Annotated in this window: 11 protein-coding genes; 9 read left to right on the forward strand and 2 right to left on the reverse strand. The window is 44.0% G+C overall.

The window, feature by feature from the left end:
- Positions 1-42: 42 nt before the first annotated feature.
- The 6 genes from AAJP47_RS04615 (at position 43) to AAJP47_RS04640 (ending at position 6,417) form a co-directional block, all read left to right on the forward strand.
- The gene (locus tag AAJP47_RS04615) at positions 43-1,068 is read left to right on the forward strand and encodes an ABC transporter substrate-binding protein (RefSeq protein ID WP_346716740.1); all 1,026 of its coding nucleotides are present in this window, start codon (positions 43-45) and stop codon (positions 1,066-1,068) included.
- 72 nt (positions 1,069-1,140) lie between these two features.
- Positions 1,141-2,085 carry an ABC transporter permease gene (locus AAJP47_RS04620; RefSeq protein ID WP_346716741.1) on the forward strand — a complete coding sequence of 315 codons (945 nt, stop codon included), beginning with the start codon at positions 1,141-1,143 and terminating at the stop codon, positions 2,083-2,085.
- Between the two features lie 11 nt (positions 2,086-2,096).
- On the forward strand, positions 2,097-3,017 hold the full coding sequence (locus tag AAJP47_RS04625; protein WP_346717095.1) for an ABC transporter ATP-binding protein: 921 nt from the start codon (positions 2,097-2,099) through the stop codon (positions 3,015-3,017).
- 290 nt (positions 3,018-3,307) lie between these two features.
- Complete coding sequence (locus AAJP47_RS04630) at positions 3,308-4,063, forward strand: endonuclease/exonuclease/phosphatase family protein (protein WP_346716742.1); 756 nt, start codon at positions 3,308-3,310, stop codon at positions 4,061-4,063.
- A 215-nt stretch (positions 4,064-4,278) separates the two neighbouring features.
- Positions 4,279-5,277 carry an NADP-dependent oxidoreductase gene (locus AAJP47_RS04635; RefSeq protein WP_346716743.1) on the forward strand — a complete coding sequence of 333 codons (999 nt, stop codon included), beginning with the start codon at positions 4,279-4,281 and terminating at the stop codon, positions 5,275-5,277.
- A gap of 246 nt (positions 5,278-5,523) precedes the next feature.
- A complete protein-coding gene (locus AAJP47_RS04640; RefSeq protein WP_346716744.1) occupies positions 5,524-6,417 on the forward strand; it encodes an EcsC family protein in 894 nt (297 codons plus the stop codon).
- Positions 6,418-6,451: 34 nt separating this feature from the next.
- Here AAJP47_RS04640 and AAJP47_RS04645 read toward each other — a convergent pair whose 3' ends face one another.
- On the reverse strand, positions 6,452-7,069 hold the full coding sequence (locus AAJP47_RS04645) for an alpha-ketoglutarate-dependent dioxygenase AlkB family protein (protein WP_346716745.1): 618 nt from the start codon (positions 7,067-7,069) through the stop codon (positions 6,452-6,454).
- A gap of 162 nt (positions 7,070-7,231) precedes the next feature.
- A complete protein-coding gene (locus AAJP47_RS04650; protein ID WP_346716746.1) occupies positions 7,232-9,136 on the reverse strand; it encodes an ABC transporter ATP-binding protein in 1,905 nt (634 codons plus the stop codon).
- A gap of 419 nt (positions 9,137-9,555) precedes the next feature.
- On the opposite strand from AAJP47_RS04650, the gene AAJP47_RS04655 reads away from it, so the two are divergent.
- The 3 genes from AAJP47_RS04655 (at position 9,556) to AAJP47_RS04665 (ending at position 12,678) form a co-directional block, all read left to right on the forward strand.
- Positions 9,556-10,404, forward strand: coding sequence for a DMT family transporter (locus tag AAJP47_RS04655; protein WP_346716747.1), 849 nt, complete (start codon positions 9,556-9,558; stop codon positions 10,402-10,404).
- A 180-nt stretch (positions 10,405-10,584) separates the two neighbouring features.
- Entirely contained in the window at positions 10,585-11,475 is an 891-nt protein-coding gene (locus AAJP47_RS04660; protein ID WP_346716748.1) for a fructose bisphosphate aldolase, read from the forward strand.
- Positions 11,476-11,595: 120 nt separating this feature from the next.
- The gene (locus AAJP47_RS04665) at positions 11,596-12,678 is read left to right on the forward strand and encodes a cytochrome b family protein (protein ID WP_346716749.1); all 1,083 of its coding nucleotides are present in this window, start codon (positions 11,596-11,598) and stop codon (positions 12,676-12,678) included.
- Positions 12,679-12,701: the final 23 nt, after the last annotated feature.

The raw sequence follows: 12,701 nt of genomic DNA on the forward strand, positions 1-12,701 counted from the left end.
CGTGCCCACCATGGCACTGTCTTTATTCAAGGAGCAAGACTCATGAATCGACGCTTATTTACTTTTGCGGTTCTCTCAAGCTTTATGCTATTTGGTTGTGACAATACCGCCACCGTCACCATGCCAGAAGGCGCGGCAACCGCAGAAAAAACCACTGCTGTTAACACCGACCCCATCTCGATTGGTTACAGCGACTGGCCTGGTTGGGTCGCTTGGCAGATTGCGATTGATAAAGGCTGGTTTGATGAGGCAGGCGTGAATGTCGATTTTAAATGGTTTGATTATTCGGCTTCATTATCAGCTTTTGCTTCCAATCAATTGGATGCCATTTCTGTGACCAACGGTGACAACCTTGTCAACGCCGCTGGTGGTAGCGAAGGCATTATCATTTTGGTCAATGACTACTCGGCAGGAAACGATCAAATCATTGTCAAACCGTCAGTGACCAGCATCGCAGACTTAAAAGGTAAATCGATTGGGGTCGAAAAAGGCTTGGTCGATCACCTATTACTTAATAGTGCGTTGACTGACAACGGCCTGACAGAAGCTGACGTGACGCTAGTGAACGCCACGACCAATGAGCTGCCACAAGTCTTCACCAATGACAATATTGATGCTGTCTCTATTTGGCAGCCCAACGCCAATCAGGCCTTAAAAAATGTACCAAACGCCAAGGCTATCTATACCTCATCGGACAAACCCGGTCTGATTTATGACACCTTAGCCGTCAGTCCAGCCAGTCTCTCTGAGCACAAGGCTGAGTACGCCAAAATCATTCAAGTGTGGGGCAAGGTTGTCAACTATATCAATGATCCGGCAACCAGAGACGATGCCATCAGCATCATGTCCAATCGAGCCAACGTTCCTGCTGATCAATACAAGGCTTTTTTGAATGGGACAAAGTTGATGAGTTTGGAAGACAACAAAAAAGTCTTCGCCAAATCTGATGAGTTAACCTCCATTTATGGGTCGAGCTATCACGTCAACCAGTTCAATATTGACAACCAAATTTATAATCAAAAAATTGATATCGATAAACTTATTTATCCAAATTTAATTACCCAGTAAGCGCCATACGGGTGTTGTCTGTCGCAAAGACGCTGCAAATTATGTCTTTATCATTGTTTTAGAGGGTAGCTTATGAGTCATATCAATCAATATCCAACCAAGAAAACCACCCTTGGACTCAATATACTCTCGTTTTTGATTCCGATTTTACTTTGGTGCGCCGTCAGCTATTTGCCCTTTATTTGGCATCCACAAGTTGAAATCACAGATGCTGGAGCGAGTACCTATCTACAAGAGGGCAGTCGTATCGACAAATCGGTATTTTACCGAGAGGCACAGGATGCGATGGTTTCTAATGCGGTACCGCCGCAAGGCAAATTGGTTAATCCTATTTACTTGCCAGCACCCGATGAGGTGGCGACTGCTATGGTAACCGCCTTTGTCACACCGCCTGCGCAAGCCGATGGCCCGTGGTTACATGAGAGCTTATGGCAAAGTATTCGCACGGTATTTATCGCCTTTTTTATCTCCTCCATCATTGGGATACCGCTTGGGCTATTGTGCGGATTTTCTCAAAAAATAGCGCAAATTACTCAGCCCTTTGTCGAGTTTTTTCGCTATTTACCAGCGCCAGCGTTTGGCCCGTTAGTCGTTGCTGTGCTCGGCATTTATGATGGACCAAAAATTGCCATTATCGTGATTGGTACCTTGTTCCAACAAATCCTCATTATCGCCAATACCACGCGCACCATGGATCTTGGATTGATTGAAGCGGGATATACGCTTGGTACGACCAAACTCAAAAGCTTTTTTTATGTGTTGTTGCCAGCTGTACTGCCCGATGTCTATCGTGATTTGCGTGTGTTATTGGGCTGGGCATGGACGTATTTGATTGTCGCTGAACTGATCGGAACGACGTCCGGTATTACATGGTTTATTGTACAGCAAGCCCGTTACCAGCATTTCGATAATGTTTATGCAGGTATTCTGCTCATTGGGTTTATCGGATTGGGTACAGATATTTTGCTGTATCAGCTTGGTAAAAAACTCTTCAAATGGAAAGCGAGTATTAAATGATGACGAACGATATGATTGCTCTAGCCTCTGTAGCAGGTGCGCAAACCAGTGCTAAAGGCGACACGGATGATTACTTTAAAGCGCTCTACCAGCGAGATGTGGTATTGCAAGTCGATCAGCTCATTCAAGCGTTTGATCAAGGTGGTAGCCGAAAAGTGATATTACAAGATGTCAGCTTACAGATTCATGAGCGTGAGTTTGTCTGTGTGATTGGCCCTTCTGGCTGCGGCAAATCGACATTGGGACGCATCATTGCAGGTTTAGATGCGTATCCAAGCGGGGAGGTGATCGTTGATAAAGAAAAAGTCAAAGGCCCAAGCGCCAGTCGCGGCATGGTGTTTCAGGGCTATACCTTGTTCCCTTGGAAAACCGTCAAGCAAAACGTCATGTTTGGCCCCATTATGGAAGGTCGCAGTAAATCAAACGCAGAGCGTAGCGCCCGTGAATGGTTAGATATTGTCGGTCTCACCAAATACGAAAATCATTATCCGCATCAGCTATCAGGTGGCATGAAGCAGAGAGTAGCCATTGCCCGAGCGCTTATCAATGAACCCAAAGTGCTGATCATGGATGAGCCGTTTGGAGCGCTCGATCCGTACACTCGCCAAAAAATGCAGAAACATCTGCTGGATTTATGGCGTAACATTGATATTACCATTGTATTCATCACTCACGACATGGATGAAGCGGTGCTGCTCTCAGATCGCATCATTGCACTAAAAGCCAATCCTGGTGAGGTTCAAGATATTATTGAAGTACCACTTGCACGGCCGCGTGATCCTAGCATCGTGACCGATGAGGCGTTTTTACAATTAAAAGCGCGCATTAATAGTATCGTTCACAATCCGCAACCAGAGGTCGATCCTGCACTGGATGAGATGCCAGATATCCCGCGTATGATCCCTTTAGACTCAAACAAATCAACACATTAGTCATTGATGCCAGCTACCGAAAGGATTTTATGATAGTTATTTTTAAGATAGTCAGATCAATATAAAATGAATACAGCGGGACTGGAATAAATTTTTTGCAGCCTCTGTCTGCAACGGCACAGCAAGCGAGAAAAATTTATTCCAGTTAAGTGTCCTAATGTCTTGTAACCGTTTTATTTAGCAATACTACTACAGGTTATATCCGATTAACTGCTGTCGATAAATACGACTGCTGTTATACTCAGTCACGTATTCATCTGCTTATCGACCTTTTTATGACGACTGAATTTATGACTACCCCCTCTTTTGTTTTGACCAGCTACAATATTCACAAAGGCATGTCACCACTAAATCGCCAAGTAAAATTGCAGGGCATTGCCAAAGCTCTTGAGATCATCGGCTCTGACGTGTTGTGTCTTCAAGAAGTACAAGGTCAAAATCTCAAGCGCAATATGCAATATAACGAATACCCCGACCAATCGCAGCACGAATGGTTTGGCGAGTATTTGCAGCTGCAAAACAGTTATGGTAAAAATTCTGAGTATGACAATGGTCATCATGGCAATGCCGTGCTCAGCCGCTTTCCTTTAGACCCAAAACACAATGTCAATATTACGGTCAATAAGCTTGAGCAGCGCGGGGTGCTGCATTGTGAAGTGCAGCCGGTCGGGTGGGAGCGTCCTGTGGTTGTGCTGTGCGCCCATTTAAATTTGCTTGAGCGCGATCGTATTAAGCAGTATCAAGCGATTAGCGATTATGTGCGCAATGAGATTGCCGCTGATCAACCGCTCATCTTAGCAGGTGATTTTAATGACTGGAAAAAAATGTCTTGTGACAAGCTGGCTACCAGCTTGGGGATGACAGAGGCATTCAAACACTGTCATGGCAAACTATCGGCCACCTTTCCAGCAAAGCTACCCGTGCTCAGCTTGGATCGTATTTATATACGTAATCTGGGCGTCAAAGACGCATGGGTACATACGGGCAAGCCTTGGTCGACATTGTCGGATCATCTGCCCATCAGTGCAGAGCTGGTTTTATTATGATAGGGTGCTAAAACAGGCAAAAAGAATGACAGATGTTCGTGCTACTGAGATGAATTTTTCGCAGCCTCTGTTTATCAGCAAGCAAGAAAAATTTATATCAGTAGCACGGTCACCATACCGGTTTTCAAGTGAATCGACTATATTAAAAAAACACCGATCAAAACTGACATTAGAAGCAAGAATAAAATAACCCAGACGTATAAGGATATAGAATCATGTCTAACACTCAATTACCAACCAGCCAACACGCCGTGCTCATACGTGAATTTGGTGAGCCTAACGTCATGACATACCAAGACGGTGTCGCCATTCCCGAGCTACAAAACGATGAAGTATTGGTCAAAGTTGCCTATGCTGGCATCAATCCGGTCGATTATAAAACCCGTCAAGGCAAAGGCTGGGGCGCAGAGAATATTCGTAAAGAAAAATTTGACAATGGCCAGCCTGCGATTTTAGGGTTTGATGTTTCAGGGGAAGTCGTTCGCAGTAACAGCGATAAGTTTGCGGTCGGCGATAGCGTAGCAGCCCTGACCTTTGGCGGAGGCTGTTATGCTGAGTATGTGGCAGTCGATGCCAAGATGCTGGCAAAAGTACCTGAGTCAGTGACGTTAGAGCAAGCAGGGGCGTTGCCTTGTATTGGGCAAACTGCTTTACAATTTGTGGAGTTTGCTGATATTAAAGAAGGCGAGCATGTCGTCATGAATGCACCCGCGGGCGGCGTTGGGCACTTATTGATTCAGCTATTAATGGAAAAGGTTGCCAAAGACAACATTAAAGTCACGGTGATTTGTTCGCCTGAAAAACATACCAAGCTCAAGGACTTGATAGACGTCAGTCAGCTGGCAGGTTGGATTGATTATACCAAGGATGAAGCATTTCCAGCGCTGCAAGCTGATGTGTTATTAGATCTAGTGGGCGATGAGGCAGGAGTTCGCGCGCTGAGCGTCCTCAAATCAGGTGCGCGCGTCAATGTGTTACCAACCATTTGGGTCGATAAGCTCAAAGAAGCGGGTCAGCAAAAAAACTTAGAGGTAGCAGGTTATAAAGCGCAGCGTAGTGGCGACGATATGGCACGTATTTTACAACAAGTGGCTGATGGCAAGCTGACGCTACGTATTCAGCAAACCTATCCATTATCAGAAGTCGTCGCCGCGCATCATGAGCTTCAAAAAGGCGACGCATTCGGCAAAATTGTACTTGCTGCCAATCCTTAATTGAACCCTACATGGTAACATGTCGACAGTCCATTGACGTTAAGAAGATAAATACTTATCGTCAATGGATTGTTCTCTGTTATTAAAAAACCATAAAATATTATACGTGCTTCATAAAACCACACATAACCCGTCTCTTTAACAACAGAACCCTTCTGCTTTCAAACGCTATTTGCTTTAGCATAGAGGAATAAGCATAAACAAATAGATGTTTTTAATAAATAAAGTTTTTGAAACGGGAGTAATATGACTATTAATAAGACTACGGACAGTAAGAACACGGACAATAAGAATACCGATGAAAAAGTGACTGATCATGCGGCTTATAAGGCACAAGTGCGTGAAGAAGTAGATGCTTGGAAAAACCCTGATAAAGGTATATTGGATAAAGCACTCAACGTAATAAACGCTCCTATCGCTAGCGCAGGTGATGCATTGATGAATGCGCCGCAGTTTGGTGAGACATTAAAAAATGCCACTGAACAAACCATTACGCGCTTAAGTGATGCGGCCAATTGGACGCTAGACACTCAAAAAGTTGTCGATGCTTATCAGGAAGAGTCTGATATCGCCGGTTCTTCTATAAAGACGCTTTCTGACATTGAACGCTTGCCCATTGCCGTGGTTGATAAACAGGTTAAACTGTTTAAAAGCAAATATGTGGCACTGACCAGTGCGCAAGGGGTCACTACAGGGGTGGCGGGTTGGTTAGGTATTCCTGCTGATGTGGTGGGTTTGATTACTGCCAACCTGCGTGCCATTGGAGAATATGCCACTTATTATGGCTTTGATATCAATAAAGAAGGCGAGCAATTATTTGCCATGTCATTGTTGGCTGTGGCTACTTCTTCTTCTGCTGAGGAGCGTAACGCGGCGCTCGATAATACCTATAAGATGGTGAAAGATCCGGAAACATTGGCGTTTAATCAAGTCAATGAGGAGGTCATGTCGCGAGTATTGCGTCAGACAGCGACCAAAGTGGCGACAAATATGGTTAAGACCAAAGCGGCGCAAATCATTCCAGCAGTAGGAGCGGTGGTCGCAGGTGGTGTCAATGCCAACTATACAGCCAGCGTTTGTGAAGCGGCTTATCAATGCTACCGCGAGCGTTTTTTAGATCGTCAGGAACAACAGGCGTAAGTGGTTAACTAGCATAGAGTAAGAGCGCTTTACGTTAAGCGCTCACCATACAGCGAAACGTCAGGCTAATGCGCCCATCTGCAACGGTTTTGGTTTTAGTAATGGTGTGCTTCCAAAACGTTTGCGTATCGCCATGCATCACAATCAGCTGACCAGACTCAAGATAAAGCTCGACTTTGTCTTGGGTTTTTTTATGCTTAAAAACAAACTTACGGGTAGCCCCTAATGAGAGCGCGGCGATAATCGGCTGGTGACCCAGCTCTTTTTCATCATCAGCGTGATAGCCCATGCCATCAGCTCCTGAGGGGTAGTAATTCAGTAGACATGAATTAAACTCGACCGAAATACCAATCTCTTTTAGAGCTTGCTCAATGCGTTGTTTCACGTGAAACACGGTCTCTGACCAAGGAATCGTTCGACGTGTGTGTCCTGAATATTGATATTTGGTATCCGCTTCGCCCATCCAGACAATTTGGCGAGTCGTGATATGTGTTTTGCCAAATAAGGTAACGATATCGGTCTGCCAAGGCAGCTCGGTTAACAGGCCATTATAGAGAACACTTGGTTCATCAACGACCATACCCAAGTCATTGACCTGACCATCATAAGGCAATAAGTTGTCTGTAGGGGCGGGTGCAAACAGGTCAGTCATCGCTATGTCCAAAGCCTATTATTGATCAAACGAATATTGTTCTACTGGTATGAATTTTTCTCGCTGGCTGTCATAGGCATGACAGAGGCTTCGCAAAATTTACCCCAGTAGTACCGTAATGCCTTTTAAAGTAAAGTAAATATAACTATTCTTTTGCAAGCATTAACTGTCTTCACCCAAGAAGCCGCCGCTTTGACGATGCCACAAGCGCGCGTAAACCCCATGCATTGCCAATAGCTCATCATGACTGCCTTGCTCAATAATCTGTCCTTTATCCATGACGATCAGTCTATCGAGGGCGGCAATGGTAGAGAGACGATGGGCGATGGCAATGACCGTTTTGCCCGTCATGATGTCATTCAAACTTTCCGTAATGGCAAACTCAATCTCAGAATCCAGCGCACTGGTCGCTTCATCCAATAGCAATATCGGAGCATTTTTTAACATAACGCGTGAGATGGCGATACGCTGGCGTTGGCCACCGGAGAGTTTGACGCCGCGCTCACCCACTTGCGTATCAAGACCTTTGTTACCTTTATCATCGTACAAGTCTTTGATAAAGTCCCATGCTTGCGCTTGTTTGGCGGCAATAATGATTTCCTCATCGGTCGCATCAGGACGACCGTAGGCGATATTTTCACGTACTGTACGGTGCAATAAGGACGTATCTTGAGTGACCATACCGATTTGTTGCCGTAAAGACTCTTGCGCGACCTCGTCAATGGCTTGCCCGTCGAGTAAAATTTTACCTTTGTCGACATCGAAAAAGCGTAATAGCAGATTGACCAAGGTTGATTTACCCGCGCCTGAACGTCCCACCAAACCAATTTTTTCGCCAGGTTTGATATCCAAATAGAAGTTGTCGAGAAGTTTGGTCGTTGTGGCTGTCGAAGCGTTTACTTCATCTATATGCTCACCTTCTAGATCTGTGTTGTCATCGTGCTCATAACTAAAATCAACATGATCAAACACGATACGGCCATCAGTGACTTTTAGAACTGGTGCATTCGGTTTATCGACGATTTTTTGCGGGGCAGACAAGGTGCGCATGCCATCTTGCACGGTACCAATACTTTCAAATAGGCTGGCGGTTTGCCACATAATCCAGCGTGTCAGACCGTTCAAACGCAACGCCATCGCTGTTGCCGCGGCAATCGCGCCAACGCCGACCGCGCCTTGTTGCCACAGATAAATACTAATACCAGCCGTGCTACTAACCAAAATGACACTGATCATATGGGTTGAAACTTCTAGATAGCTGACCCAGCGCATTTGCGCATGTACCGTGCCTAAAAATTGCCCCATGGCGTTTTTGGCATAGCTCAGCTCACGACGTGAATGACTAAAAAGCTTGACGGTCATGATGTTGGCATAAGCGTCAGTAATACGACCTGTCATGAGCGCGCGCGCATCGGCTTGTACAATAGCGGTCAGTTTTAGCTTGGGAATAAAGTACCAAATGCACAGCGCAACCAAGATGAGCCAAATGACAAAGGGAATCAATAATAAACTGTCTAGATTGAACAAAATGACGCCTGAGGTAATAAAGTAGACCGCGACATACATAAACATGTCGGTGACCGTCATGACCGTATCACGCACTGCCAAGGCAGTTTGCATCACTTTTGCCGATACGCGCCCTGAAAACTCGTCCTGATAAAACTGCATCGACTGTCCAAGCATACGCTGATGAAAACGCCAGCGCATTTGCATGGGAAATACCCCTTGCAAGGTTTGAAAATGCACAAACGATGACAAGGCAATCCATATTGGACTGACGATCATGACCGCCAGCATCAAAAGGAGCATATCGCCTTTTTCTAGCCATAGATTCTCCGGTGTATAGACGCCTAGCCAGTCAACGATATTACCAATCCAAGCAAATAGCATCGCCTCATAGATACCAATACCTGCGGACAAAATCATGAATAGCAACAGCCAACCACGCAGGCCGTTGGTACACGCCCACATAAATTTAAGCATGCCATCACGCGGTGATGGCAAAGGCATAGGCGTTTCAGGAAAGGCAGGGAGGCGATTTTCAAAAAAGCGAAATAAAGCATTCATAGGCAGTTATCAAACATCAATAGCAGTACGTCAAAATCAACGATATCACTCGTTATTTTGAATCTTTACTTTTGTTATTAGGGATAGCGATTATTTTAACAAATTTCCCAATTCGACCTGCAGATGAATTGTAATTGCCAAGCCACTGACCATACGTTTTGTTGAGGTATTAAAAGCGATAAATAGATTGCTGGAGTCGAAATACTTTGTTACATTCTATAGCTTTGAGTAATTCTGCACTCTGCTCTCGTTTTATATCGATAAATCTCGATTAGATAAAGAACAGTTTAATAAAGAACAATGGCATAAAAACCAATGGCATAGATATTCAACTTAAAAGCGGTGAATATCAGTAATGCCTTATCCTTAATAGACGAATAACAATCACGCAAAAATGCGGTTTAAACAGGTAAAAGCTGATGATGTATTTAACGATAGCGGTACTTTGTAGTGTTGCCGTTTCGGTACTGCTAAAGATATTGCGCCAAAAAAACATAGACATACGCCAAACAATCGTGGCAGGCTATCCGGTGGCTTTTTTGCTGACATGGGTTTTGCTAAAACCTGAAACAAGCGAGATCGGATCACTGGGTCATGCGTGGGGCATTATCATTGCGCTTGGCGTATTACTACCCGCCGTATTTATCATTCTTGGACGTACTATTGAGGAAGTGGGTATGGTTGCGACCGATGCCGCTCAACGCTTGTCCTTGATTATCCCCATTGTGGCCGCTTTTTTATTATTTGGTGAAGTACTGACTGGTACGCGGGTTTTTGGATTGGTATTGGGGTTTTTGGCGCTGGGTGCCTTGGTCTATCGCCCGCAGCATACGAGCGTCAATAAAGCGGCCAAATACACACCGCTTTTGCTATTTGGCGTGTGGGCAGGTTATGGCATCATTGATATTTTGTTTAAACAAGTTGCCAAACAGGGCGCTGCTTTTCCACTCACTTTGTTGGTGAGTTTTGGTTTGGCAGGATTGTTATTGTTCATTTATCTATTGATCACTCGTGTACGCTGGCAAGGCAATGCGTTGGCAGCTGGGGTGCTATTGGGCGCGTTGAACGTTGGCAATATCTATGCGTACATACGCGCGCATCAAGTGTTGTCCGACTCGCCAAGTATCGTCTTCACTGGTATGAATGTTGGCGTGATCGCCGTTGCTACCTTGATCGGCGTTGGCGTGTTTAAGGAGACATTAAACCGTATTAATATGCTGGGTCTACTGCTGGCAATTGGTTGTGTAGGGGTGCTGTTTTTGGCTTAAAAGTAGGATCTATGGATTGCGGGCTGTGGATGAGTTTACAAAAGCGTTAACGTATCGTATATAGGCAGGCAAAGTGTCCTATGATAAGGTTGTCTAAAAATAATGAAGCTTATAACACTGACAATAAGCCAATCATTTGTGATCTTTGACTTCAATAAATAAAAATAGGATGCATTCTCAATGGAATACGACAAGCAATTACAACGTATCAAAAATGGTTCGGGTTTTATTGCCGCCCTTGATCAAAGTGGCGGTAGTACGCCAAAGGCGTTGGAGAATTACGGTGTCACCGATAAGGATTATGACAACGATGACGCGATGTTTGATTTGGTGCATGAGATGCGTACCCGTATTATGACCTGTGACGCGTTTGATAACGAGCGGGTGCTTGGCGCGATTTTATTTGAAGATACCATGAAACGTGAAGTCAACGGTAAATCGACGGCCAACTACTTGTGGGAAGACAAACATATTGTGCCATTTTTAAAAGTCGATAAAGGATTGGCTGAGCAAATGAGCGGTGTGCAAGTCATGCGTCCCATGCCAGATTTAGACGCTTTATTAGATAAAGCAAAGAGTTTTCCAATATTTGGCACCAAAATGCGCTCTGTGATTTATGAGCCAAATGTCGACGGTATTGAGCTGGTCGTCCAGCAGCAGTTCGATGTTGCTAAACAAATCCTCTCAAAAGGATTAATGCCTATCGTCGAGCCTGAGGTCAACATCGATAGTGCCAACAAGCATGAATGCGAAGTGCTGCTAAAAGCCAATCTCTTGCGCAATCTTGATCGTTTAAACGATGAGCATCAAGTGATGCTAAAACTGACGCTGCCTGAAGAAGCAGGGTTTTATCAAGAATTGATTGATCATCCAAAAGTGCTCAAAGTGGTCGCATTGTCTGGCGGTTATAGCCGTGACGAGGCTTGCGCTAAGCTCAGACAAAATCCTGGTATCATTGCCAGTTTCTCGCGTGCCTTTACCGAAGGCTTGAGCCGTCAGCAAAGCGATAGCGAGTTTGCCAATACGATTAATACTTCAATCCAAGCAATTTATGAGGCGTCAAAGGTTTAATCAATAGAAATTAAAAAAAATTATAATCCCAGCTGACTTTAAGTTTGCTGGGATTTTTTTAATGGTATCTACACTAGATTAATAGTAAACTTAAGTTTGTTTTAATTCTTTGGAGATATTGTGGCTCGCTTTATTGTTTTAGGGTTGTTTTTATTAAGTCATAGCATACTCAGCTATGCCAATATGGCATCACCTACTACCGACGGCACCAATGTTGGTACGGCCTATTCAAGCAAAGATATCGATATACTATCTGAAACCATAGACATCAATATTGATAAAGGTTTTAAGCACGCTAACTATGATGTTACTTATGAGGTTTATAGCGCTGAAGAGGGCTATCGAATACCTTTGGTTTTTGAAGTATTTGATCGTGTAGGTAGTCATGCAGACGACAGTTTTAAAGTTGAAGTGGATGGGCAAACGGTACCAGTACTGATAAATTATGACGATGAAAGTCAGTCAAACTCACTGCCCGCTTATTATGATCCGGAAACGGATATGTCTGTACAGTTCAATAATAGCGCTAAATATTTTGAGATAAACTTAAGCGAAGGCACTCATGTCGTTAACGTTCAATATTCTGCCTATCCTACAATAAACCGTAGTGATTGGACCAATCAATATATCTATAGCTATTCATTAAAACCTGCTAAAACTTGGAAAAGCTTTGGTGACCTGACCGTTAATCTAAAGATTGCTGATGAGTCGCAATACTTGAAGACTAATCTTGGAAAGCCTGTAGGCGGGAAGATAACCACAGAGTCCAAGTGGCATTTTGATCGCATCCCTAAAGATGTATTAGAAATATCCTACCGTCAGCCACCAAGTTCTTTGGCTCAATGGCTGATTGATTTAGATGGAAGAGTAGTGTTTTTAGTATCGATAGTATTACTTGGTTTTATGCATTATAGATCGTTGCGTTCGAGTCACAAAAGGCGTTCTAAACAAGCAAAAATAATCCTTTGGTTGGGAGTGTTTATTATGCCTCTCATAGCATTGATAATAGTTTTCTATAAAATTTACTTTATAGACTGGTTACTAGGTGAGCATGCTAGCAAGTATCATGGCTATACATTTTTGATTGTTATCTTTGGCTACCCACTAGTTTTGCCTTTTTATCTAATCATTATGAAGTTATGCGATTCTTATTTGAAACGGGTTCTTCCGCAACACTCAAAATTAGATGCAAAAAAAGCTTAAACCTAGCGACTAGATTTAAGCTT

This window comes from Psychrobacter halotolerans (assembly GCF_039680845.1).
GTDB lineage: Bacteria > Pseudomonadota > Gammaproteobacteria > Pseudomonadales > Moraxellaceae > Psychrobacter.